The 22,578-nt window shown below is 75.2% G+C and carries 23 protein-coding genes; 10 read left to right on the forward strand and 13 right to left on the reverse strand.

The genetic code is table 11. The annotated features are described in order from the left end of the window. Nucleotides 1-121: 121 nt before the first annotated feature. Entirely contained in the window at nucleotides 122-775 is a 654-nt protein-coding gene (locus tag GA0070622_RS24880) for a hypothetical protein (RefSeq protein ID WP_091579342.1), read from the forward strand. Between the two features lie 169 nt (nucleotides 776-944). Next, complete coding sequence (locus GA0070622_RS24885) at nucleotides 945-1,859, forward strand: DNA-3-methyladenine glycosylase family protein (protein WP_091579346.1); 915 nt, start codon at nucleotides 945-947, stop codon at nucleotides 1,857-1,859. 4 nt (nucleotides 1,860-1,863) lie between these two features. On the opposite strand, the gene GA0070622_RS24890 is transcribed toward GA0070622_RS24885, so the two are convergent. Then, nucleotides 1,864-2,370 (reverse strand): DUF1990 domain-containing protein, encoded by a 507-nt coding sequence (locus GA0070622_RS24890; protein ID WP_176710570.1) that lies wholly within the window; start codon nucleotides 2,368-2,370, stop codon nucleotides 1,864-1,866. Between the two features lie 47 nt (nucleotides 2,371-2,417). On the opposite strand from GA0070622_RS24890, the gene GA0070622_RS24895 reads away from it, so the two are divergent. After that, nucleotides 2,418-2,903 (forward strand): GNAT family N-acetyltransferase, encoded by a 486-nt coding sequence (locus GA0070622_RS24895; protein ID WP_091579354.1) that lies wholly within the window; start codon nucleotides 2,418-2,420, stop codon nucleotides 2,901-2,903. Here GA0070622_RS24895 and GA0070622_RS24900 read toward each other — a convergent pair. Continuing rightward, nucleotides 2,878-3,300, reverse strand: a complete 423-nt coding sequence (locus tag GA0070622_RS24900) for an SRPBCC family protein (RefSeq protein WP_091579359.1) — start codon at nucleotides 3,298-3,300, stop codon at nucleotides 2,878-2,880. The two genes, GA0070622_RS24895 and GA0070622_RS24900, sit on opposite strands and share 26 nt — an antisense overlap. Before the next feature lie 112 nt (nucleotides 3,301-3,412). Next, entirely contained in the window at nucleotides 3,413-3,625 is a 213-nt protein-coding gene (locus GA0070622_RS24905; protein WP_091579363.1) for a hypothetical protein, read from the reverse strand. A gap of 135 nt (nucleotides 3,626-3,760) precedes the next feature. Here GA0070622_RS24905 and GA0070622_RS24910 point away from each other — a divergent pair, with 135 nt between their 5' ends. Together GA0070622_RS24910 and GA0070622_RS24915 are read left to right on the forward strand one after the other, a co-directional pair. Continuing rightward, nucleotides 3,761-4,873 (forward strand): ATP-dependent DNA ligase, encoded by a 1,113-nt coding sequence (locus GA0070622_RS24910; protein ID WP_091579366.1) that lies wholly within the window; start codon nucleotides 3,761-3,763, stop codon nucleotides 4,871-4,873. A gap of 19 nt (nucleotides 4,874-4,892) precedes the next feature. Beyond that, a complete protein-coding gene (locus GA0070622_RS24915; RefSeq protein ID WP_176558831.1) occupies nucleotides 4,893-6,497 on the forward strand; it encodes an alpha/beta hydrolase in 1,605 nt (534 codons plus the stop codon). A 15-nt stretch (nucleotides 6,498-6,512) separates the two neighbouring features. Here GA0070622_RS24915 and GA0070622_RS24920 read toward each other — a convergent pair whose 3' ends face one another. Further along, nucleotides 6,513-7,784: a YncE family protein gene (locus tag GA0070622_RS24920; RefSeq protein ID WP_091579372.1), complete on the reverse strand. Its 1,272-nt coding sequence runs from the start codon at nucleotides 7,782-7,784 to the stop codon at nucleotides 6,513-6,515. A 172-nt stretch (nucleotides 7,785-7,956) separates the two neighbouring features. On the opposite strand from GA0070622_RS24920, the gene GA0070622_RS24925 reads away from it, so the two are divergent. Beyond that, a complete protein-coding gene (locus tag GA0070622_RS24925; RefSeq protein ID WP_091579376.1) occupies nucleotides 7,957-9,105 on the forward strand; it encodes a PucR family transcriptional regulator in 1,149 nt (382 codons plus the stop codon). 10 nt (nucleotides 9,106-9,115) lie between these two features. Here the strand turns inward: GA0070622_RS24925 and GA0070622_RS24930 are convergent, their stop codons facing one another. Next, on the reverse strand, nucleotides 9,116-9,592 hold the full coding sequence (locus GA0070622_RS24930; RefSeq protein ID WP_091579381.1) for a potassium channel family protein: 477 nt from the start codon (nucleotides 9,590-9,592) through the stop codon (nucleotides 9,116-9,118). Between the two features lie 71 nt (nucleotides 9,593-9,663). Here GA0070622_RS24930 and GA0070622_RS24935 point away from each other — a divergent pair, with 71 nt between their 5' ends. Next, complete coding sequence (locus tag GA0070622_RS24935) at nucleotides 9,664-10,116, forward strand: GNAT family N-acetyltransferase (protein WP_091579385.1); 453 nt, start codon at nucleotides 9,664-9,666, stop codon at nucleotides 10,114-10,116. Between the two features lie 18 nt (nucleotides 10,117-10,134). Here the strand turns inward: GA0070622_RS24935 and GA0070622_RS24940 are convergent, their stop codons facing one another. The 7 genes from GA0070622_RS24940 to ligD form a co-directional block, all read right to left on the reverse strand. Beyond that, nucleotides 10,135-10,848 carry an ABC transporter ATP-binding protein gene (locus GA0070622_RS24940; protein ID WP_091579390.1) on the reverse strand — a complete coding sequence of 238 codons (714 nt, stop codon included), beginning with the start codon at nucleotides 10,846-10,848 and terminating at the stop codon, nucleotides 10,135-10,137. Continuing rightward, nucleotides 10,848-11,840, reverse strand: coding sequence for an ABC transporter ATP-binding protein (locus GA0070622_RS24945; RefSeq protein WP_091579393.1), 993 nt, complete (start codon nucleotides 11,838-11,840; stop codon nucleotides 10,848-10,850). The genes GA0070622_RS24940 and GA0070622_RS24945 overlap by 1 nt, the downstream gene beginning before the upstream one ends. Continuing rightward, complete coding sequence (locus GA0070622_RS24950; protein WP_091579396.1) at nucleotides 11,840-14,554, reverse strand: FtsX-like permease family protein; 2,715 nt, start codon at nucleotides 14,552-14,554, stop codon at nucleotides 11,840-11,842. Before GA0070622_RS24950 ends, GA0070622_RS24945 begins: the two co-directional genes overlap by 1 nt. A gap of 40 nt (nucleotides 14,555-14,594) precedes the next feature. Then, nucleotides 14,595-17,756, reverse strand: a complete 3,162-nt coding sequence (locus tag GA0070622_RS24955; RefSeq protein WP_091579399.1) for an ABC transporter permease — start codon at nucleotides 17,754-17,756, stop codon at nucleotides 14,595-14,597. A 153-nt stretch (nucleotides 17,757-17,909) separates the two neighbouring features. Then, a complete protein-coding gene (locus tag GA0070622_RS24960; protein WP_091579403.1) occupies nucleotides 17,910-18,752 on the reverse strand; it encodes an endonuclease domain-containing protein in 843 nt (280 codons plus the stop codon). A gap of 221 nt (nucleotides 18,753-18,973) precedes the next feature. Then, nucleotides 18,974-19,390, reverse strand: a complete 417-nt coding sequence (locus tag GA0070622_RS24965; RefSeq protein ID WP_141684631.1) for a hypothetical protein — start codon at nucleotides 19,388-19,390, stop codon at nucleotides 18,974-18,976. Between the two features lie 361 nt (nucleotides 19,391-19,751). Beyond that, nucleotides 19,752-20,780: a non-homologous end-joining DNA ligase gene (gene ligD / locus GA0070622_RS24970; protein WP_091579411.1), complete on the reverse strand. Its 1,029-nt coding sequence runs from the start codon at nucleotides 20,778-20,780 to the stop codon at nucleotides 19,752-19,754. Between the two features lie 47 nt (nucleotides 20,781-20,827). On the opposite strand from ligD, the gene msrB reads away from it, so the two are divergent. Beyond that, a complete protein-coding gene (gene msrB / locus GA0070622_RS24975) occupies nucleotides 20,828-21,238 on the forward strand; it encodes a peptide-methionine (R)-S-oxide reductase MsrB (protein ID WP_091579416.1) in 411 nt (136 codons plus the stop codon). A 6-nt stretch (nucleotides 21,239-21,244) separates the two neighbouring features. Here msrB and GA0070622_RS24980 read toward each other — a convergent pair whose 3' ends face one another. Further along, nucleotides 21,245-21,520 carry an isoamylase early set domain-containing protein gene (locus tag GA0070622_RS24980; RefSeq protein WP_091579420.1) on the reverse strand — a complete coding sequence of 92 codons (276 nt, stop codon included), beginning with the start codon at nucleotides 21,518-21,520 and terminating at the stop codon, nucleotides 21,245-21,247. Between the two features lie 153 nt (nucleotides 21,521-21,673). On the opposite strand from GA0070622_RS24980, the gene GA0070622_RS24985 reads away from it, so the two are divergent. After that, on the forward strand, nucleotides 21,674-21,934 hold the full coding sequence (locus GA0070622_RS24985; RefSeq protein ID WP_091579424.1) for a Prokaryotic metallothionein: 261 nt from the start codon (nucleotides 21,674-21,676) through the stop codon (nucleotides 21,932-21,934). A 58-nt stretch (nucleotides 21,935-21,992) separates the two neighbouring features. After that, nucleotides 21,993-22,577: a TlpA family protein disulfide reductase gene (locus tag GA0070622_RS24990; RefSeq protein WP_091579429.1), complete on the forward strand. Its 585-nt coding sequence runs from the start codon at nucleotides 21,993-21,995 to the stop codon at nucleotides 22,575-22,577. Nucleotide 22,578: the final 1 nt, after the last annotated feature.

Raw genomic sequence — 22,578 nt, forward strand, 5'->3', positions numbered from 1 at the left:
ACGCGCGGCGGCGCGGAACGGTTCAACCGGTCCACTGTGAAATGGACCACCCTTTCGACTTCAACCTTGACAGCGCCGCCGCCCGTACTACTCGACGAACTGCCAGAATCGAGGAGGGCACGTGGCACACCACAAGCGGACGACCGTCATCGTCGCGAGCGCGATGGTCGCACTGACGGCCTGCGCCCCCGCGGGCTACAACGGCGCGAACTCGGGCGCGGCGGAGCCGGTGGCCGTCGCCGCGGCCGAACCGACCGCGGCGGCCGAACCGGAGGCGTCGGCGGCACCGGAGGAGCCCACCGCCGACCAGGCGCCCCCGTCCGACGTGAAGCTCACCGACGAGCTGGTCGGCAAGAAGCTGCCCCGGATGGGCAAGGTCGTCACCGACCAGGACGGCTGGGTGCTGTACCGGTTCGACAAGGACACGGCCACCCCGCCGCAGTCCAACTGCGTGGACAAGTGCGCCGAGGTGTGGCCGCCGGCGCTGACCGACGGCAACCCGCAGCTGCAGGGCGTCTCGGACGACAAGGTCGGCACGGTCACCCGGCAGGACGGCACCCGGCAGATCACCATCGGGGGCTGGCCGGTCTACCGCTACATCGGGGACAAGAAGCCGGGCCAGTGGAAGGGTCAGGGCGTCGGTGGCACCTGGTTCGTGGTCGACCCGAACGGCAAGAAGAACCTGACCTGCCTGCCGACCGGCACGCCGAAGGCGGTCGCCCCGCCGGCGTCGGGCGGCGGCGACTCGGGCGGCGGGTCGACCTACTCGTACTGACGCACCTGGTCACGGTGACCGGTCGCCGCCGGGGAGGGCGCGGCCGGTCACCGTCGTGGACCCGGAAGGTGGGGCGTACCGGCATCGCCCCGCCTTCCGGCACGAGCACCGCCGCGCCCCGCGCGGCGGTGTCGGCCGTCACGACGGGGCCGCGTGGCAGAGTGGCGTAGTGACCTCGCCCGCCGCCCGCCGGACGCTGCGCCCTCCGGCCGGCTACCGACTGGCCGCCTCGGTGCGCGCGCTGACCTTCAGCCCGTACGACCCGTGCGCGCGGATCGCCGCCGGGAGCTTCTGGTGGGCCACCCGCACCCCGGACGGGCCGGCCACCCTGGCGCTGCGTCCGGAGGCCGGCGACCTGGTCGCCGAGGGGTACGGGCCGGGCGCGGCGTGGGTCCTCGAGCGGGCCGACCGGGTGGCCGGGCTGCGCGACGACCTGACCGGGTTCGCCGCGCTGGCCGCCGCGCACCCGCTGGTCGCCCGGCTGGCCCACGAGCACCACGGGCTGCGGATGCCCGCCACCGGCCAGGTCTTCCCCCGGCTGCTGCGGGCGGTGTTCGAGCAGAAGGTCACCGGCAAGGAGGCCTACCGGGCGTACGCGGCGACCGTGCGGCACTTCCGCGAGGCGGCGCCCGGCCCGCTGCAACCACTGCTGCTGCCGCCCGAGCCGGCCGCGGTGGCGGCCACGCCGTACTGGGTCTTCCACCCGTTCGGGGTGGAGCAGCGGCGGGCGGACACGCTGCGCCGCGCCGCCGCCGTCGCGGACCGGCTCGAACGCTGCGCCGACGCGGCCGAGGCCACCCGCCGGCTCACCGCCGTCCCCGGCATCGGCCCGTGGACCGCCGCCGAGGTGGTGCGGATCGCGTACGGGGACCCGGACGCGGTCAGCGTCGGCGACTACCACGTGCCGAACACGGTGGCCTGGGCGCTGGCCGGGGAACCGCGCGGCGACGACGCCCGGATGCTGGCGCTGCTGGAGCCGTTCCGGGGGCACCGGGGTCGGGTGTGCGTGCTGCTGGAGGCGGCCGGGATCCAGGCGCCGAAGTACGGCCCACGCGCCCCGATCCGCTCCTTCGCCCGCTACTGACCGCTCACCGGCGGGCGCACAGCCGGCGCAGCGTGCGCCCCAGCCACCAGGCGTACCCCAGCTGGAAGCCCCGGGTGACCGGGCCGGCGGCGCGCACGTACCACCGGGCCGGCCGGCTGAACGCGGTCACCTCGAACCAAGTGCCGTCGGGGCCCCGGGTGACCACGAACGCCTCCTCGCCGACCTCCGGGTGCCCGGGCAGGGTGCCGTAGCCGAACCCGGCCCGGTCCGGCTCGTCCACCGTCCAGACCACCTCGGTCGGCCCCCAGACCCGCGCCGGGCCGACGCCCAGCCCCGGGGTGACCCGGACGCCGGGGGCGGCGCGCGGGGCGTCGGTGCGCATCACCACGCCGGCGGCGCGGTGCAGCCGCCAGCCGAGCACCGCGTCCGCCGCGAGCGGGAAGCCGCCATCGGGCAGCCGGACCCGGTGGCGCAGGTGGTGGTAACCGGCCGGCAGGTCGCCGCCGCGGGTCGCACCCACCTCGGCGTACGTCAGTTCGGGCCTCTGCACACCCGCCAGGGTACGACCGTCCGGGCCGGTTGTGGTGAGCTGAGCCGGTGACCGACGTGACCATCGCCCCCGCCGTCGTCGCCGACGCCGGCGAGATCCTCACCGTGCAACGCGCCGCCTACCTGGTCGAGGCGCAGCGCTACCGGGACGTGTTCCTGCCCCCGCTCACCGAGACGCTGGACGAGGTCCGGGCGGCGCTGACCGGCCCGGACGTGGTGCTCGCCGCCCGCCGCGGCCCGCGCCTGGTCGGCTCGGTGCGGGCCCGCATCGACGGGGACACCGCCCACGTCGGCCGCCTCTCGGTGGCCCCGGACCAGCAGGGGCACGGCGTCGGCGGCCGGCTGCTCGCCGCGGTCGAGCAGGCCTGCGCCGGCCGGGTGGCCCGGTTCGCGCTGTTCACCGGCGCGCAGAGCGCGGAGAACCTGGGGCTGTACACCCGGCGCGGCTACCGGGTGGTGACGCACCGCCCGGACGAGAACGGCAACCGCCTGGCGGTGCTGGAGAAGCTCAGCCCCGCTCGCAGCGACGCCTGAGCCCGTCCGCCTCCTGCCGCAGGTAGCGGCGCATCGTCGAGCCGCCGAGCAGCCCGACCAGCGCGGCCAGCGGGCCGCTCTGCGTCAGCGTCAGCTCGGCCCGGGTCCGTCCGTCGTCGAGGCGCACCAGGCGGTGCTCGCCCCGACTGCGCACGCCCGGGCTCGCGGACTCCCAGACGAACGCGTACGGCGGGTCGATCTCGGTGACCCGCCAGACCGCCGGCCGCAGCCGGGGCTGGGTCAACCGGGCGGTCGCACCGAGGGCGAGCGGGCCGGGCTCCAGGCGCCGGGCGGCGGTGACCGAGGGCGTCCACTCCGGCCAGCGCTCGACGTCGCTCTGCACCGCCCAGACCTGGTCGACGTCGGCGGCGATCTCGACGGACTCGACGAACCGCATGGCGTCCCTCCCCCATGGACAGTCCACCCCACCCTACGCCGCCCACTCGCACGACGTATCCCGCACGGCCGACGGCGGGAGCGCGCGGCGACAGCCCGGGGCGGCGGGCGGGTCAGGCGGCCTCGTGGAGGTCGGCCAGGCCGACCGGGGCGTACCGGCGGAGCAGCCGTTCCAGCTCGGCCACCGAGCCGACCTCGCCGACGACGTTCGCGCCGCCGCCGTGCTCCGGCGGGTAGCGGTGCGCCAGCCGGTAGCGGTAGCGCCCGCGCACCAGCTCGACGCTGACCCGCCAGCGCCCGCAGCATCCGCAACTCCACTCCGGCACGCCGCGACGGTAGCTCTGACCTGCGGTTTCATCATCCGGTCGGCGGGGACGAAGGGGGCCGGGGCGGGACACGCCGCCCGGCCCGGGCGGTGATCTGGCTCACCAGCGTCGGTGGGGTCTGGTTGACTGGTCGCCGTGGACCTGCCGATCAACCCGCCGGTCGAGCCGATGCTGGCCAAGAGCGTGGCCGAGCTGCCCACCGATCCCGGTCTGACGTACGAGCCGAAGTGGGACGGCTTCCGCTGCATCATCTTCCGCGACGGCGACGAGGTCGAGCTGGCCAGCCGGGGCGGGAAGTCGATGACCCGCTACTTCCCCGAGGTGGTCGAGCAGGCGCTCCGTCAGCTCCCGCCCCGGTGCGCGGTCGACGGCGAGCTGATCGTGATCCGCCGGGACGGCCCCGGCGGGCAGCCACGGCTCGACTTCGAGCTGCTGGCCCAGCGGATCCACCCCGCCGCCTCCCGGGTGAAGCTGCTCGCCGAGACCACCCCGGCCGACTTCGTCGCGTTCGACCTGCTCGCCCTGGACGACGAGCTGCTCACCGACCGGCCCTACCCGCGGCGCCGGGAGCGGTTGGAGCGGGCCCTGGCCGGGGTCCGCCCGCCGGTGCACGTGACGCAGGTGACCACCGACCCGGAGACGGCCCGGCGCTGGTTCGAGGTGTTCGAGGGCGCCGGGCTGGACGGTCTCATCGTCAAACCGGCCGACCTGCCCTACGAGCCGGGCAAGCGGTTGATGGCCAAGGTCAAGCACGCGCGCACCATGGACGCGGTGGTGGCCGGCTTCCGCTGGCACAAGTCCGGTCCGGTGGTGGGCTCGCTGCTGCTCGGCCTCCACGACGACGACGGGGTGCTGCACCACATCGGCGTCAGCTCCTCGTTCACCATGGCCCGCCGCCAGGAGCTGCTCGACGAGTTGGAGCCCTACCGCGAGGTGGGCGGCGGCCACCCTTGGGTGCACGGCGACCACGAGCGGGGGCAACGCATCCCGGGCGGGGTGAGCCGGTGGACCGGCGGCAAGAACCTGGAGTGGGAGCCGTTGCGCCCCGAGCTGGTGGTGGAGGTGGCCTACGACGCGATGGAGGGCGATCGGCTGCGGCACACCGCGCGGTTCCTGCGCTGGCGGCCCGACCGCGACCCGCGCTCCTGCGACTACGGCCAGCTCGACCGGCCGATCCGCTACGACGTCGACGAGGTGCTGCGCGGGGATCCGGCGGCGACGGTCAGCGACGCCCACGGCCGGGCGTAGCCTGGCGGTCGACACGATCATGGAAGGCGCCCACGTGACAGGCTTCCCCGACCGGACCCGCCGGTTCCGGCCCACAGTGGCCGCGTTCGTGGCTGCGGTCGTCCTCACCGCCGGCTGCACGCTGCCGGCGTTCGCCCCGCGCGCCGAGAGCGAGGGCGAGGCGGCCCCGCCGGGCAGCACGCCCACCTGGCGGTCCTGCCCGGAGGTGCCCGACGAGCTGGTCGGCCGGGGCGCGGCCGACATGCGCTACGAGTGCGCCCGGATCGCCGTGCCCCGCAACTGGGGCACCGGGGCGACGACCGGCGCCACCGCCGGGCCGGGCACCGGCGAGACGTTCGAGATCGCGCTGATCCGGATCCGCTCCACCAAGCAGCGCGACCGGATCGGGTCGCTGGTGGTGAACCCGGGCGGCCCCGGCGCGTCCGGCGTCGACACGGCGGTCTACCTCTCCTTCGGCCCGGCGTTCGGCGGTCTGCCGGCGGCGGTCACCGACCGGTTCGACATCGTCGGCTTCGACCCGCGCGGGGTGGCCCGGTCCAGCCCGGTGAAGTGCATCCCCGACGCCGACCTGGACGCCAGCTTCGGCTACGACCCCGATCCGGAGAGCCAGGCGTCCTTCGACGGCTTCGTCGACCTCAACCGGCGCATCGGTCAGCGGTGCGGCGCCAAGTACGGCGACCAGCTCCCGCTCTACGGCACCGAGCAGGCCGCGCGGGACATGGACGCGGTGCGCGCGGCGGTCGGCGACGACAAGCTCACCTACCTCGGCTACTCCTACGGCACCCTGCTCGGCGCCACCTACGCCCAGCTCTACCCGCAGCGGGTCCGGGCCCTGGTGCTCGACGGCGCGGTCGACCCCCGGCAGAAGCTGATCGCCGGGTCGGAGAGCCAGGCGAAGGGCTTCGAGCGGGCGTTCGACAACTTCTCCCGGTGGTGCGCGGCGAACGCCGGCCGCTGCCCGATCGCGCCGGACGCCCGCGGCGCGGTCACCGCCGCGATCGACAAGGCCACCACCTCCCCGGTACGCGGCCAGGGCGGCCGGGAGGCCACCGCCGGCTGGGTGTTCTACGCGGTGATCTCCTCCCTCTACACGGAGCAGGGTTGGCAGGAGCTGGCCCGGGCGATCGACGACCTGCAGGGCGGCGACCCGGACGGGGTGTTCAAGCTGGCCGACGCGTACGCGGGTCGCGAGGACGACGGCCACTACTCCAACCTGTTCGACGCCAACATGGCGGTCAACTGCGCGGACGAGACCGAGAAGCCGACCCGGGAGCAGGTGCGGTCGTTGCAGTCGCAGTGGCGGCAGAAATACCCGCTGTTCGGTCCGGCGCTGGCCGTGGGGATGCTCGGCTGTGTGGAGTGGCCCGGCGGGCGCGACCCCTACCCGACCGGGCGGGCGACCGGCGCGCCGCCGATCCTGGTGGTCGGCACCACCGGCGACCCGGCCACGCCCTATGAGCAGACCGCCGCGCTGGCCTCGATGCTGGGCGTCGGTCGGGTGCTCACCTGGGAGGGCGAGGGGCACACCGCCTACCCGCAGACCTCGTGCGTGACCGCGGCCGTCGACGCGTACCTGATCTCGCTCACCGTCCCCCGGGAGGGGCTGCGCTGCCCCGCCCGGTGACGGCGTGGCGGCCGGTCAGCCGGTCACCGGCGGGGTCCAGCCCTCCGGCAGGTGCCCGATGCGGACCCGCTGCGGGTGGTCGCCGACCGGGACGCTGGCCACCTTCTGCCCGGTGGCGAAGGTGATCGCGGTGACCCGGTCCGCGCCGGACTCGGAGATCACGCAGTCCCGGCCGTCGCCGCTGACCGTGGCCCAGTACGGCTTGCTGGCCGGCACCAGCGGGCCCTCCCGCAGCGTGGCCCGGTCCACCACCATCGCGTAGTCGTCCATGGTGCCGGCGACGCAGAGCCGCGTGCCGTCGGGGCTGACCGACAGGCCGTGGTGCCGCGAGTCGTTCACCCAGGTGGTGCGGTCGTCGCTGGTCGCCGGGTTCTTCGGCAGCGTGGTGACCCGGGTGATCCGGTCGGTGGCAACGTCGTACTCGACCAGGCCGTTGAAGAACGAGACCTGGAAGTAGAGCGTGCCGCCGTCCGGGGTGAACACCGCCGGGCGGACCGCGTCGGAGAGGTCCCGGCGGCCCGCGGCGTCCAGCCGGTCACGCATGTCGATCACCTTGACCACCTGGTACGTGGTGGCGTCGGCGACGGTGATCCGCCGGTCGCCCTTGGTCCAGTCGAGCCAGGGCGCGTCCAGGTCGGTGTTGACCTCGCCGATGGACATGTTCCACAGCCGCCCGTCGCGGGTGAAGACGTTCTCGTGCGGCTTGTCGCCGGTGCCGAACGAGCCGAGCTGCGCCCCGGTGCGGATGTCCAGCACGTGCACCGTGTTCGAGGTGGAGGCGGAGACCGCGACCCGGGTGCCGTCGGGCGAGACGGCCATGTGGTCGGCGCGGTAGCCGGAGACCGGGAACCGCCAGCGGATCGCGCCCGTGGCCAGGTCGATCGAGACCACGTCGGCGAAGCTGGGCCGGGACACCACCAGGGCGGTGCCGTCCGGGGTGGTGTACATGTCGTCGACGAACTGGTCGTGCCCCTCCCCCGGTCCCTGCCGGATGCCGAGGAAGAACGCCAGCCGGATCGGGTTGAGGTAGATCTCGCGCAGCCGCGCGGCCCGGTCCGGGATCACGTTGATCCGGCCGAGCCTGGCGTAGTCGCCCCGGGACCGGATGACGTCGGCGGTGCCGTCCCAGTTGTTGCCGACGAACATCACCTCCTGGAGCGCGGCGGCAGCGGCGGCGGGCGTGGGCGACGCCACCAGCGGGGTGGGCGCGACGAGGGCGAGGACGGCCAGCGCGGCGAGGGCGGCGCGGCGGCGGGATCGGGACGGGCGGGGTGACGCGGGGGTCATGGACGCCTCCTGGCAGCCGGTGCGACATCGACGTTTCTCAACGGCTCGATCGGTGTTACCTTTCGGTAACAACCAGGAGAGCAACCGGACGGCCGGCCCGGCTAGGCACCGGACGCCAACGCCCGACCGGCCCGGTTGTGCCGCGACGACAACGGGAGGGCGGCGGGCGCCGATGACCCGGACCGGAAGCGCCCCCGCGTTCGGCGCGCTCCTGCGCCACCTGGCCGCCGACGCCGCCGCCGTGGACGAGGTGGCCCGGGCCGCCCGGGCGAACTCCCCGGAGGTGGCCCGCCTCCCGGCCGCCGAGGTCCGCCGGCAGGTCGTGCTGCTGCTGACCAGCGGATTGGGCGCGTTGGAGCGCCGCGAGGACCCCGCCGGCCGGGACTTCACCGAGGCCCGCCGGCTCGGCGCCGACCGGGCGGCGCAGGGCGTCTCCGTCGCCGGCCTGCTGCGCGGCGTGCAGGCCGGGCGGGACCGGGCGGTGGAACTCGTGGTCCGGCACGGCCGCGACGCCGGCATCCCCGACGAGGTGCTCGTCGAGGGGCTGCTCACCATCGGCCGGTACGCCGCCGCGGTGGAGCGGGCCGTGGTCGACGGGCACCGGGAGGCCGAACGGGAGCTGGTCCGCAGCGGCCCGGCCGCCCGGGCGCACCTGCTGCGCCGGTTGCTGATCGACGGACCCGACGACACGCCGGCGGCGGAGCTGGCCCGGTTCGGGCTACGACCGGACGGGCGCTACCACTGCCTCGTCGCCGCCGCGCCGGATCCGGTCCGCGCGCACACGTTGCACCGGCAGCTCGCCCGGCACGGCGGTCTGCTCGGCGCCGTCGAGGACCGGCTGGCCGGCCTGCTCCCCCGCCTGCCCGGCGACGCGCCGGCCGATCTGCTCGCGCTGGTGACGCCGGCGCAGCCGCTGGCCCGCGCCCCGGCGATGTACGCGCTCTGCCGGGCGGCGCTGCGCACCGCCACGCACCGGCGGCTTCGCGGGCTGCGCCAGGTGACCGACCTGGCCGGGGAGACCGCCCTGGCCGCCCAGCCGGCCCTGGCCGAGCTGCTGCGGGCGACGCTGCTCGGCCCGCTCGACCCGGCCGACGAGTTCCACCGGGAGCTGGCCACCACCGCGCTCGCCTGGCTGGACCACGGCCAGCGGCTGGACCAGACCGCCGCCGCGCTGCACGTGCACCCGAACACGGTGCGCTACCGGTTGCGCCGGCTCCGGGAGGTGACCGGTGGACCACCGGTCGAGGAGGGGGCGCGGTGCACGGTGCCGCAGACCGTGCACTGGTGGTGGGCGCTGCGCAGCTGGCTGGACGGGTGCTGAGGACCCCGCCTCACCGGCGGCGGCGCCGGCGGCGGTCGCCGGGCGCGACCTCGGGCACCGGACGGGGCGGTTCGGGCAGCACGACGCCCTGCCGGGCGGCCATCTCCTCGACCAGGACCCGCAGCCGCCGCACGTCCGCCTTCAGCTCCTCCTGCTCGGCGTGCTCGAACGCGTCGTCGTCGACGATCAGCCGGCTGGCGAAGTGCGCGGTGATCAGCGGGATCACCAGCAGCACCATGGTGGAGATGAGCAGCGCGGCCAGGAGCCGGCCGCCGAACGTGGTCGGGGAGATGTCGCCGTACCCGACGGTCGACGCGGTCACCACCGCCCACCAGACCGAGTCCGGGGCGCTCTTGTGCTCGAAGTGGCTGTAGAGCACGCCCGCCACCACGATCATCAGCAGGTACGACGTGATCAGCGTGCGCGGCGAGTTGGCGAACCAGACCAGGCCTCGGTAGATCCAGCGGAACGGCAGCAGGAGGTCCATGGCGTCATGCTGCCCGGTGCCGGCAAGCGCCGCATTCCCATCGCCCGGTGTCGCTGTGCCAGGCTGCCGGGGTGACCGATGTGATCTTCCGGGAGGCCACCCGGGCCGACCTGCCGGCCGTGCTCGCCCTGCTCGCCGACGACGTGCTGGGCCGCGACCGCGACCTGCCCGAGGTGGACGCCGCCTACGAGCGGGCCTTCGCCGACCTCGACGCCGACCCCCGCAACCACCTGGTCGTCGCCGAGGTCGACGGCGAGCCGGCCGGCTGTTTCCAGCTCACGTACATCCCCGGGCTGGGCCGGCACGGCGCGGAACGGTGCCTGATCGAGTCCGTGCGGGTCCGCTCCGACCTGCGCGGCCGGGGGCTGGGCCGGGACATGATGCGCTGGGCGATCGACCAGGCTCGGGCGCGCGGCTGCGCGTTGGTGCAGCTCACCACCGACAAGCAGCGCGCCGACGCGCACCGGTTCTATCGCGGCCTCGGCTTCGTCGCCAGCCACGAGGGCATGAAGCTGGCGCTCTGACCCGCCCGGCGGGACGGATCAGTCGACCACCAGCTGGCCGTCGCGCAGCGTGAGGGTCCGGTCGGCCATCTCGATCAGCGCCGGGTCGTGCGTGGCGACCAGCGCGGTCATGCCCCGGGCGTGCACCACGGCCCGGAGCAGGTCCATGATCGATCGGCCGGTCTCGGAGTCGAGCTGGCCGGTCGGCTCGTCGGCGATGAGCAGGTCCGGCTCGTTGGCCAGCGCCCGGGCGACCGCCACCCGCTGCTGCTGCCCGCCGGACAGCTCGTACGGGCGCTGCGCGGCGTGCCCGCCCAGCCCGACCAGCTCCAGCAGCACCGCCACCCGCTGCTCCCGCTCGGCCGCCGGCACCTTGGCCAGCCGCAACGGCACCCCGACGTTCTCGGCCGCGGACAGGATCGGCACCAGCCCGAACGTCTGGAAGACGAAGCCGACGGTGCCCCGGCGCAGCGCCAGCAGCTCCTTCTCCCCGGCGGCGGTGACCTCGTGCCCGGCCACCTCGATCCGCCCGGCGTCCGGCCGGTCCAGGCCACCGATCAGGTTCAGCAGCGTGGTCTTGCCGGCGCCGGAGCGGCCGCGCACCGCGACCAGCTCGCCGCGCCGGGCGGTGAACGACACGTCCCGCACGGCGTGCACCGCGTGCTCGCCCCGGCCGAAGGTGCGACTCACCCCCTCGACCCGCACCACGTCCTCGACACCCGTCGCCGGCAGCACCACGGTCCGCTCGGTCATCACTCACTCTCCTCGGCGTGCGTCCGGTCGCCGGGCCGCACCTCGACGTGGTCGGGTTCCAGGTTGAGCCGGACCCGGTCCCGCAGCGACAGCGCCTCCACGAACGGCGCCGGCAACTGCATCCGGCCGGTCCGGTCGAGCACCGCGTACTCCTCGCTGACCAGCTCGGTGCCGCCGTCGGCGGTGGCCCGCGCGGTCCGGCGTACCTCGGAGGCGGTCCGCCCGTCGCGGATGGCGACGGTCCGGCGGACCTGCCCGGCCACGGCGTGGTCGTGGGTGACCACCACGATGGTCACCCCCAGCTCGGCGTTGATGGTGCGCAGCGCGGCGAACACCTCCGCGCCGGTGGCCTCGTCCAGCTCGCCGGTCGGCTCGTCGGCGAAGAGGATCTCCGGGTCGTTGGCCACCGCCACGGCCACCGCGCACCGCTGCTGCTCGCCGCCGCTCATCTGACCCGGTCGACGGTCCGCGCAGTAGCCGACCCCGACCAAGTCGAGCAGCCGGCGTGCCCGCTCCCGCCGCTCCCGCCGGCCGCCGTGCCGCCCGGCCAGCTTCATCGGCAGTTCCACGTTCTCCACCGCGCTCAGGTACGGCAGCAGGTTGCGGCCGGTCTGCTGCCAGATGAAGCCGACCATCTCCCGCCGGTACGCCAGCCGCTTCTTGTGCGACAGCGCGAGCAGGTCGTAGTCGGCGACCCGGGCGATGCCGGCGGTCGGCGTGTCCAACCCGGACAGGATGTTCAGCAGGGTGGACTTGCCGGAGCCGGAGGCGCCGACGATCGCGACCAGCTCACCCCGGTCGATGACCAGGTCGAGTCCCTGCAGGGCGACGACCTCCACGCCCTCGGTCTTGAAGATGCGGACCAGGCCGTCGCAGACGATGTGCCCGCGCAGGCGGTCCTCTCCGCCGGCTCGCTCGGCCGCCCGGCGGGCGGCCTGCCGCTGGAGCGCGGCCAGGTCCGGCACCGCCGCGGTGCTCGCGGTAGTGGTCATCAGCTCTCCTCTCCGAGCCGGAGCGCCTCGCCGAGGCGGGTCCGACGGTTGTTCAGGGCCTCGACGACGATCGCGAAGCCGAGGGCGACCGCACCGAGCACGACGACGCCGACGACCAGGCGTGGTTCGAACGCCACCTCGACGGGTGCGCCGCCGGTGAAGGCGGACAGGCCGAGCACCGGATTGAGCAGGAGCGGCAGCAGCGCCCCGACCACCGCGCCGGTGACCACCGCCACGCCGACCAACGGACCGAGCTCCACCAGCAGCAGCCCACGCGACTGGCCCCGGGACAGGCCCAGCGTGCGCAGCTGGGACAGCGCCTGCCCCCGGGCGCGGGCGCCGGCCAGCACCACGAACGCGACGGCCAGCAGGCCCAACGCCGTTCCGACGACGGCGCCGGCGGTGAAGCCGAAGCCGAGGACCGCGTTCACCCCGCCCTCGCCGACCTGCCGACGCGCCTGCGTCCAGGTGGTCACCTCGACGTCGAGCGGTTGTTCCCGTCCGACGATCGTCCCGCCCCGCGCGAAGCGGCGCTGCCCCTCGTTGCCGACCCGGCGCAGCTCCGACACGTCGAGCCGGTCGCCGGCCACCAGGAAGCCGGTCGGTGTCACGTCGGTCGTCCGGCGGGGCAGCTGCTGCCACGGCAGGACGACGAACCGGGTCGTCTCGCCGCGCAGCAGCGGGAAGCTGTCCGCCCGCGCGGCCACCCGGAACTCGTACCGCTGCCCCTGCACACCGACGAAGGCGGAGCCGTCGCGGCCGGCGGCGGCCAGATCCGCCGCGACCGCCGGCGACACGACCGCCGGCAGCGGTCCCGCGTCGCCGCTGCCGAGCAGCGCGTCCGGCACCCCGACCGGCACGTCGGCGTCCCGGACCAGGGCGTCCAGCTCCGGCCCGTTCACCAGCAGCACGCTCACCTCACCGACCCGCAGGTCGGTGCCGTCCTCGTCGGTGGCGAGCCGCTGGCCCGCCTCCTGCAGGAACGGCGAGGCCCGCCGTACGCCCGGCAGCCGCGCCAGCTCCGCACCGGTGTCCGGGGCGAGCCGCTCACCCCGGATCAGCCCGTCGGCCGGCACCTGCCGCGCGGCCACCCGGTCCCGGCTCGCCTCCACCCCGGCGGCGACCACACCGCAGAACGCGGCGCTGGCGACCGCCAGCACCACGACCACCAGCGGTGTGGTGACCACGGCGCGGGCGCCGCGCGCGGAGCCGAGGAAGGCGACGCTGCCCCGGGTCCGGGCGGCCAGTCGGCCGAGCAGTCGCAGCGGCCACGGGTACAGCCGGATCGTCAGCACCGCCGCGGCGACCGCGAGCAGCACCGGAACCGACACCAGGAGCGGGTCCACCACGCCGGGCACCAGACCACGCCGGCGCAGCAGCAGCACGCCGATCACGGCGAGCAGCACCAGCCCGGCCTCCATGGTGATCCGTCGCGCCGACGGACGCATCGTCACCAGGTCCCGCCGCTGCGCGACGCCGGTCGGCAGGGCGAGGGTCGCCAGCGGCAGCGCCAGGACGATCAGCAGGGTGGCGGCCACGGCGGCGGCGGACGCCGACTCCGCGGCCGGGCCGGGCGCGAGGTTCCCGAGCGCGAAACCGGCGCCGGCTGCCGGCAGCAGCACCAGCAACGACTCGGACAGACTGCGCCGGGCTCCGACGAGGGCGGCGCCGCCGCGCGCCCGCAGCAGGGTGAACTCGGTACGCCGGCGGCGTACGGTCAGCCCGGCCGCCAGGATCACCAGGCCGGCCAGCGCACCCAGCGCGCCGGTGGCGGACACCGCGAGGACCGTACGGACGGAGGCCACCTGGTCCTGGAACTGCCGCAGCGGGATGTCGAGCCCCTGGGTGAACGCGCGGCCCTGGGCCTGCCGGCCCATCCGGTCGACGTCGCCGATGAGCCGGTCCGCGTCCACGGCGTGGATCCCGCTCGCGCCCATCCGGTAGCGCCAGGCGAACCGCAGGCCCCACCCGTCGGCGGAGAGCCGGTCCAGCGTCGCCGGGTCGACCACGCCGAGCGCGACGAACGGTTGCGCGTCGCCGATCGGCTCGATGACGCGAAGTGCCTGGGGCAGCCCGTCCCAGAACCCCCCGGCGCGGTCGCGGGGCTCGAAGACGCCCACCACGAGCGCCCGGACCGGATCCGGGGCGCCCTCGGGGGTCGCCGACTGGGGCCCGGCGAGGGTGAGTTTGCTGCCGACCCGCAGGTTCAGCTTGCCGGCCACCTCGGCGGCCAGCGCGATCTCCACCGGGTCCTCGGCGGTCGCCGTCGGGTCCGGCCAGCGCCCGCCGGTCAGGCGGCCCGCCTCGGCGACGCCCGGCATGCTCCGCAGGCCCAGATCGACCAGGAGGTTCCGCGCGGCGAGGTCCGGTCCGGTCAGCCGGCCCGGATCGGTCTCCGCGGTGAACCACCGCTGGTCGACCAGCGCCCGCACCGGCGGCGGCATCTCGTCCTGCAGGCGCGGCAGGTCGGCCGCGAACGCCTCCATCAGGGACGTGCCGTTACCCGCGTTGAAGATCGTGTCGGTCGCGTACGTCACGTCGCGGACGGTGGCCGGCTGGCTCCGCAGGAAACTCTGCAGGCCCGCCTCGGTGCGTCCGTTCACCAACCGCGGCACGCCGGCGATCAGCGCCAACGTGACCGCCGCCAGGGCGGCGAGCAACAGGAACTGTCCGCCGTACGCACGGACCCGGCGGGCGACCGCGCCGATGCTCATCGTGCCTCCTCCACGTCGCGGGCCGCCCTGCTCCAACCGGTCACTGGTCTCCCCCGATTCGCAGCTGTGCCGCCGCCACCCGCTGCCGGATGCCGAAGGCGATGAACGCGCTGAAGGCCAGCGCCGCGAGCAGGAGGCCCGCCGCGGTGAGCCCGACCGGCAGCCACGGCAGGACGAAGGCCGCCTCGGGCACCGGCCGGGTGGCCGACGGGGTGAGGATGACCAGCGGGGCCATCGTCACGCCGACACCGGCCCCGAGCAGCAGCCCGACGCCCACCCCGATGCCCGCCAGGAAGGTCTGCTCGGCCAGCAGCGCCCGGGCCAGCAGGCGGGGCGTGGCGCCGAGCGTGTGCAGGACGGCGAACTCGCCCAGGCGACGCCGGGCGGTGGCCCACACGTCCACGAGCAGCCCGACGAGCGCCAGCAGCACCGCGCCCAGCGCCGCGACGAGCAACCCCGTGCGGGCCCCCTGCCAGTACGGATCGGCCGCGGCCCGGTCGGCCGTCTGGCGCCGGTCGAGGACGCTCACGCCGTCCAGTTCCCCGGCCGCCTGCCGGGCGCCGTCGTCGGCGGCGCCGAGCCACCACTCCTGCACCGGCCGCACGGCGCCGCTCTCGCGGATCAGCCAGTCGGTCGCCGCCGGCATGTCCAGCAGCACGCCCTCGCCGGTGGCGGACGGCACGGCGTCCACCTCGCCGGCCACGGTCACCGGCAGCGACACCCCCGACAGCGAGAGGGTGACCGTCTCTCCGGGGCGTAGGCTGAGTGCCTCGCGCACCCCGGGGGTCAACAGCGCGGGAACCGGACGAGCCTCACCCGTCGGCACCACGGCGAAGCGTGAGGACTCCTGGTACGCGAACTGTCCGCCGGCCACCAGCACGACGTCGTTCTCGACGGTGAGGCCGGTAGCCGTGGCGTCGACCCTGGTCCTCGGGCCGGCCGCCGCCCCGATCGCCTTCCAGTCGGCGCCCAGGGACAGCGGCCGGGCCGTGCCGGCGGCGTCGACCACGCGCAGGTCGTTCACCCCGAGTCGGTACGCGGTCCCGGCCACGTCCCCGCCGTCGACCTCGAAACCGGCCAGCCGCAGCTCACCGGCGACGGGGAGCGGGATGCGGAACGGCACCCGTCGACCCGACTCGTCCCCGGTGCCCACCGGCAGCCGCAGGGCGAGTCCGTCCGCGCGGGTCACGAGCAGCCAGACCTGCACCCGCTGGGGGGCGACCGCGTCGCGTACCCAGGTGCGGACGGAGCCGGTGATCGACCGCGCGCCCTCGGGCAGCACGACGCCGGCAGCCGGGCCGCGCGACCGGACCATCCGGTCGAACAACGCCGGCCCCGGCTCGGTGGCCAGCCGGTCGTCCAGGCGCACCACGCCCGCGGCGCCCGCCGCGTCGAGGCTGACCACCGTGGCGGGCAGGTCCGCCCGGCCGACCCGGATCTCGTCCCGCCACCCGGGAAGGGCCGCCCGCACGCCCGGCAGCGCCGCGACCTCCGCCGGCCGACCGGGCGGAGCGACCCCGCCGCGCTCGGTCAGCCGCAGATCGGCGCCGACCACGTGGTCGGCCTGGTCGACCTGGGAACGCTCGCCGGTGGCCACCAGCGACCAGGCCAGTGTGCTGCCGCCGACCGCGAGGGCGAGCAGCAGCACCGGACCGGCGTGCGGGCGGCGGCCCGCCTGCCACATGCCCAGGATCGTCGCGGTCCACAGCCGGCGGTCGACGAACCGTTCGGCGAAGCGGGTCGCGGGTGGCAGCAGCCGCAGCGCCACCACGGCGCCGGCCAGGACGCCGAGCGTCGGCGCGGCGACCAGCAGCGGATCCATGCCCAGCCGGCCGGCCGCGCCCGAGATCGGCGAGGAGTACTGCCGCAGCTGGGTCCAGGCGAGCACCGCGAAGCCCACCAGCACCAGATCGAGGCTGGCCCGCTGCACGGCGGCGGACCGGGTGGGCCGCGACCGGGCCGCCATGTCGGCGACGTAGGTGCCGGTGCTCCGCAGCGTCGGGGCGACCATCGCGACCAGGCATCCGGCCCCGGTCAGCGCGGCCGCCAGCCAGAGCGCCGTGAGGCCGCCGTCGGCGGACGCGCCGACCCGCCGCAGGGCGGCGTCGGCGACCAACGGGCCGACCACGGCCGCCGGCAGCACGACGAGCGCCGCCTCCCGGGCCGCGAAGCCGGCCAACTGGTGTCGGGCGGCGCCACGGGCCCGGAGCAGGGCGGTCTGGTTGCGCCGGTCGGCGTGCAGGAGCGCGGCCACCAGGATCAAGGCGTACCCGCCGAGCACCACGATCAGCAGGACCGGCGTGGCCAGCGAGGACCGGCCCACCAGGTCGGCGCCGGCCGCCCGCCCGAGCAGCCGGTCCATCGCGGTAACGACCTGGGCGGAGTCGCCGAGCCCGGCCGCCGCCGGCACTCCGGTGACGGCCGCCGGTAGCGCGTCCCGGACGTCCAGCAGCCGGCCCTGTCCGGCCACCGCGGGGAGGTCGGGCCGCACCACCCACCACGCGGACACCAGGCTCGGAAAGGTCCTGCTGAAGTCCGCCGGGTCCAGCACGAACGGGCCGTACGAGGTGTCCGAGGCCGGGGCGCTGCCGGCGCCGACACCGGGCGCCAACTGCCAGTAGGCCTCCGTGGCGTCGCGGGGCCGCCAGGTGCCGACGAGCACCACCTCGCCGGCCCGGTCGGTGCTCCGGTCGAGCATCGGCACCCGGTCACCGACGGCCATGCCGAGCGCGCCGGCGACCTTCTCCGGCAGCGTGACCTGGAGCGGGCGGGCGCCGGCCACCGGCCAGGCCCCGGCGGTCAGCTCGGCGTGCGCCGCGAGGTCGTCGAGGGTGGCCAGGTTGGCGAAGACGAGATCGTCGTCCTGGGGCCTCGGCCCGAGATCGCCGGTGAGTTGCCGCCCCGAGCCGTACCGGGCCCCGTACACGTCGACCCGGGCGCCACCGAAACCGTCGGCGAAGCCGTCACGGACCTTCCGGTCGCGCTCCGCCGCCTCCGCGGCGTCGCCTCCGGCGGGGCCGGTCAGCAGCAGGCTGCGCTCCTCCAGCGGGGCGCCGTTGAGCAACGCCTGCTGGCCGGCCTCGACCGCCCTGCGGTTGTACTCGGTGAGACCGGCCACCAGGGCGATCGCGACCAGCGCCGCGGCGATCGCGGCCACCAGCAGCCCTCGCGCCGCCCTGGCCCGCCTCCATACCAGTCTCATCCGACCCCTCCCGTGGCCCCCGACGGGCCGATGACCAGGAAGAGCGGTGAAGGGCCGGAAAAGGTTCGCGCCCGTTACATGATCGTTATCCCCGCCACCTCCCGCCGTCCCAGCCCCTTCCGTCGCCTAGGGCGTGCGGCAGTGCGGGGCGGATCACGGAGCGGCGAGAAGGAGGGTGCGGACGGCGCCCAGGATCCGCTCCGGTCGACGGTAGAGGTCGGCGGCGGTGTAGACGCGCATGCGCCAGCCCTGCTCGGCCAGCCAGTTGAGACGGGCGCGGTCGTGGTGCAGGCGGTCCGGGTCGAAGTGGGAGCGACCGTCGTACTCCACGCCGACCCGCTGCCTGCGGTAGCCCAGGTCCAGACGGTAGATCCCCATGACGTCGTCGGGTACCCAGAGTTGCGGCTCCGGCGGCGGGAGCCCGCCGTCGATCAGCAGCAGCCGCAACTGGCTCTCCTGCCGGCACTCCGCGCGCGGATCGGCCAACTCGACCAGTCGGCCCGCCTGGCGCACCCCGCGCAGGCCGACATGGGACGCCACCTCCCTCCGCAGCTCGTCACGACCGCAGGCGCCCACCCGCAGGCAGAGATCCAGCGTCGGTAGCGCGTCCGCCCGGCGCGTCACCCGGGCCAGATCGACGGCGCAGCGGGCGGCCGACGCGCACGGTATCCCGGCCATCTCCACGACCTCGCCGATCGGCAGGACGCTCTGGTGCACCGCCACGCCCCGGATGGTCGGCACCGCACCGCCCGCCGGCACGATGACGTGCACCCGCTCGCTGCGCACCGCCCCGAAGCGGTGCAGCCCGGCGCCGGTGTGGAAACCCGCCACGGCGTCCGGGGGCAACCGCCGGAACAGCGCCCGCAGCCGGCTCGTCTCGTCGTCGGCGTAGCCGTAGACACCCCGCGCGAGCCGGCTCAGCCGCTCAGCCTCCACCCGGTGGCGGATCGCGCCCCGACTCAGCCCACCCGCCAGCAACTCCCCGTACCCCCACACACGGACACTGTCCCGCCCCGGCCCCGCCCCCGTCCGCCCCTGTGGACAACCCCGCCGGTCGCACTCGATCCGCTCCCGCCCCTTTGTCGACCTTGGAGTTATGGCACCTCAGAAAAGTCGTAGAAGGGGCATTAAAGGCGCCACAACTCCAAGATCGACGACCGGGGCGGGGAAGGCGGGTCACCCGTCGTACGGGTGGGCCGCCGGTCGGTCGGGTCCGGTCAGTCGGTGACGAGCGTGGCGATGTCGTCCCCGGCGCGGACCCGGTCGATCAGGTCGAGCACGGCCCGCGGCCCGCCGTGCCCGTCCACCCACCGGTGGACCCGGCAGGCGGCTCGGGCGTACACCTGCTCGTCCGCCCCGGCGGCCCGCAACCAGGCGTCCAGCGTCTCCGGCAGCGGCCCCGGCGAGGCGTCGCGGCAGCGGTCCGGCTCGGTGGGCGGCAACAGGTAGCGCCGGTCGTCGGCGACGAGGACGGCGAGACCCTCGTCGAACCACTGGGGAACGTCGCCGGCACGGGCGCCGAGCCGTACGTGGAACTCGACGTGTGACAGTTCGTGCGCGGCGATCACCGGATCGATGCCGCGGGGGGAGAGCATCAGCGCCTGGTCGAGGATGGCGACCCCCCCGCTCGCCACCGCCACCGATCCGCTCGTAGCAACCGGGGGTGAAGCAGGCGAGCACCGTCGGGTCGCTCCGGCGCCCCCGGTAGAAGTCGTCGACCCGCCGGGTCGCCGCGTCGTACACGTCGACGAGCCGCTGCCGGTCGGCGTCCGACCGGCCGGGTTCGACATAGAGGCGGTCCCGCACCGGCACCATCCCGTAGCAGCGGGGGCAGGTCGTCGCGGCGACCGAGGGGTAGGCCCGGACCAGCACCGCGCCCGCGACGAGCAGCAGGACGACCACCCCGGCCAGGGCCCACGGCCAGCGTCGCCGTCGTCGGCCCGGCGCTCGCGGTCCCACGGCTCTCATCGGCGGCCTCCCTCGTCGACGGGCGGCTCAGGGGCGCGGGCGGTCGCGGTCCTTGGAGGGCTGGACCCGTTTCGGCTCGCCGGGCATCTTGGGGTATTCCGGAGGGTAGGGCAGGTCGCCGAGGCCGTCGGCGGCGTCCCGCTCGGCCCACTCCAGCAGCGGGGTGATGTCCCACGGCGCGTCGTCGATGCCGGCGTGCGGGTCGCCCCGCTCGGCGAACCGGGCCGGCACGGTGCCCAGGTGGAAGTCGTCCGGGTCGACCTCGGGCAGTTCGTCCCACTCGACCGGGGTGGAGACGGTGGCGCGGGCGTTGGCCCGCAGCGAGTACGCGCAGGCGATGGTGCGGTCGCGGGCGGTCTGGTTGAAGTCGACGAAGACGCGCCGGCCCCGCTCCTCCTTCCACCAGGCGGTGGTGACCAGCTCGGGTCGGCGTCGTTCCAGCTCGCGGGCCAGCGCGATGGTGGCCCGGCGCACCTCCACGAACGTCCAGCGCGGCTGGATGCGCAGGTAGACGTGCACGCCCCGACCACCGGAGGTCTTCGGCCAGCCGGGCACCCCCAGCTCGTCGAGCAGCCCGCGCAGCTCCCCGGCGGCGGTCACCGCGTCGGCGAAGTCGGTGCCGGGCTGCGGGTCGAGGTCGACGCGCAGCTCGTCCGGCCGGTCGGTGTCGGCGGCGCGCACCGGCCACGGGTGGAACACGACCGTGCCCATCTGCGCCGCCCAGGCGACGTGCGCGAGGTCGGCCGGGCAGAGCTCGTCGGCCTTGCGGCCGCTGGGGAAGCTGATCTCCGCGGTGCGGATCCACGGGGGTACGCCGCGCGTCGGCACCCGCTTCTGGAAGAACATCTCCCCCTCGACGCCCTCGGGGAAGCGTTGCAGGGTGGTGGGCCGGTCCCGCAGGGCCCGGGTGATCCCGTCGCCGACCGCCAGGTAGTAGTGGAAGACGTCCGCCTTGGTGAAGCCGCGCTGCGGGAAGATCACCCGGTCGGGGCTGCTGAGCCGCACGGCCCGCCCGGCGACCTCGATCTCCTCGACGGCGCTTCTGCTGCCCGCCATCAGGCGACCCTATGCGATGGCACCGACGGCCGACGTACCGTTGACGGGTGAGTCTTTCCGACAACGAACTGCCCCGCACCGAGGACGAGTGGCGCGTCCGCCTGAGCCCGGAGGAGTTCCGGGTGCTCCGGGAGGCCGGCACCGAGGCGCCCTGGACCGGCGAGTACGTCGACACCAAGACCCCCGGCGTCTACCACTGCCGGGCCTGCGGGCTGGAGCTGTTCCGCAGCCAGGACAAGTTCGACTCGCACTGCGGCTGGCCGAGCTTCGACGACGCCATCCCGGGTGCGGTCAAGGAGATCCCCGACAACACGCTCGGCATGCGGCGCACGGAGATCCGCTGCGCCCGGTGCGACAGTCACCTGGGGCACGTCTTCGAGGGTGAGGGCTTCACCCCGAAGGACACCCGGCACTGCGTCAACTCGATCTCGGTGCGGTTGGAGCCGACCGGCGGCTGACCGCGCTCAGAGCCGCAGCAGGCCGCCGGCCTCGTCCACCTGGTCGGCGGCCTCGTCGTCGAGCCAGACGCCACCGGTGGCGAGGTAGCGGAAGCGGTACTCCCCCGGGCCGAGCCGTACGGTCACGGTCCGGGTGCCGTCGCGGCGCGGCACCAGCTCGTGCCGGCCCGGCTCCCACCCGTTGAAGCAGCCGACCACGCTGACGGTGCCGGCCGGGGCGTCCCGCGGGAGGGAGAAGGTCACCCGGGTCTGGTTGCCGAAGAGCTTGTTGCGCTTGATCACGGATCCTCCGGATTTGCAGCGGTCACCACAGTCAACGCACGACACGCCGGGAGCGACTCGCCGTCGGGCCGGACCAGGTTCGCCCGTTCCGGTTGCCCTGGTGTGTCGAGCACGCGACCCTGGGGTGACAGGTCCGTTTTCGGGGGGTTTCGCATGGCTACCTGTGAAGTTTGCGGCAACGACTACTGGATGGCGTTCGAGGTGCGCACGGTCGACGGGTCCCGGCACACGTTCGACTGCTTCGAGTGCGCGGTGCACAAGATGGCGCCGGTGTGCGAGCACTGCCAGATCAAGATCGTCGGGCACGGCGTCGAGGTCTCCGGCCGCTTCTTCTGCTGCGCCCACTGCGCGCGGGCGGTCGAGGGCGACCAGGGCGCCGAGATCCGCGACGCGGTCGGCGCCCGCCCCGCCTAGACGAACCGTAAGTGAGCAGTAAGGGTTGCCGCCGGTCGGGCCTGGTTAGCATCCGGCCATGCCCGCCACCGGATCGTCGCTGCTGCCACTGACACTGACACTGACCGCCGTGCTCGCCCTCGCCGGCTGCGCCGGGGCCGACCGCCCGGCCGCCGAGTCGGCCCCGGGCACCCCGACGTCGGCGCCCACGACACCCGCCGGGACGACCGCCGCGCCCACCGGCTCCGCCGCCGCGCCGGTCCCCGCCGTGCTGGACTTCACGGTACGCACGATCGACGGGAAGCCCTTCGCCGGCAGCGCCCTGGCCGGGAAGCCGGCCGTGCTGTGGTTCTGGGCGGCCTGGTGCGGCCGCTGCCGGGGCGTCGCCGGGGACGTGGCCGCGCTGCGCCGGGACCACGCCGACCGGGTCAACCTCATCGGGGTGGCCGGGCTGGGCAGCGGCGACGAGGCGATGCGGCGGTTCGCCGGCGACACCGGCATCGCGGAGTTCCCCAACCTGGCCGACGACGAGGGCGAGGTGTGGCGCCGGTTCGGCGTCCGCAGCCAGGAGTGGTACGTGCTGCTGGACTCCGCCGGCCGGGTGACGCACTCCGGCGCCCTGTCCCAGGCGGAGCTGCGCCGTCGCGTCGCCGGGCTGACCTGAC

It is taken from the genome of Micromonospora sediminicola, assembly GCF_900089585.1.
GTDB lineage: Bacteria > Actinomycetota > Actinomycetes > Mycobacteriales > Micromonosporaceae > Micromonospora > Micromonospora sediminicola.

What these genes read in the sequence shown, in the direction of transcription:
- GA0070622_RS24945 (WP_091579393.1), bottom strand. Translation starts at nt 11,840, where the DNA reads ATGACCACTACCGCGAGCACCGCGGCGGTGCCGGACCTGGCCGCGCTC.
- ligD (WP_091579411.1), bottom strand. Translation starts at nt 20,780, where the DNA reads ATGGCGGGCAGCAGAAGCGCCGTCGAGGAGATCGAGGTCGCCGGGCGG.
- GA0070622_RS24915 (WP_176558831.1), top strand. Translation starts at nt 4,893, where the DNA reads ATGGAAGGCGCCCACGTGACAGGCTTCCCCGACCGGACCCGCCGGTTC.
- GA0070622_RS24955 (WP_091579399.1), bottom strand. Translation starts at nt 17,756, where the DNA reads ATGAGACTGGTATGGAGGCGGGCCAGGGCGGCGCGAGGGCTGCTGGTG.
- GA0070622_RS24950 (WP_091579396.1), bottom strand. Translation starts at nt 14,554, where the DNA reads ATGAGCATCGGCGCGGTCGCCCGCCGGGTCCGTGCGTACGGCGGACAG.
- GA0070622_RS24925 (WP_091579376.1), top strand. Translation starts at nt 7,957, where the DNA reads ATGACCCGGACCGGAAGCGCCCCCGCGTTCGGCGCGCTCCTGCGCCAC.
- GA0070622_RS24920 (WP_091579372.1), bottom strand. Translation starts at nt 7,784, where the DNA reads ATGACCCCCGCGTCACCCCGCCCGTCCCGATCCCGCCGCCGCGCCGCC.
- GA0070622_RS24985 (WP_091579424.1), top strand. Translation starts at nt 21,674, where the DNA reads ATGGCTACCTGTGAAGTTTGCGGCAACGACTACTGGATGGCGTTCGAG.
- GA0070622_RS24900 (WP_091579359.1), bottom strand. Translation starts at nt 3,300, where the DNA reads ATGCGGTTCGTCGAGTCCGTCGAGATCGCCGCCGACGTCGACCAGGTC.
- GA0070622_RS24990 (WP_091579429.1), top strand. Translation starts at nt 21,993, where the DNA reads ATGCCCGCCACCGGATCGTCGCTGCTGCCACTGACACTGACACTGACC.
- GA0070622_RS24940 (WP_091579390.1), bottom strand. Translation starts at nt 10,848, where the DNA reads ATGACCGAGCGGACCGTGGTGCTGCCGGCGACGGGTGTCGAGGACGTG.
- GA0070622_RS24930 (WP_091579381.1), bottom strand. Translation starts at nt 9,592, where the DNA reads ATGGACCTCCTGCTGCCGTTCCGCTGGATCTACCGAGGCCTGGTCTGG.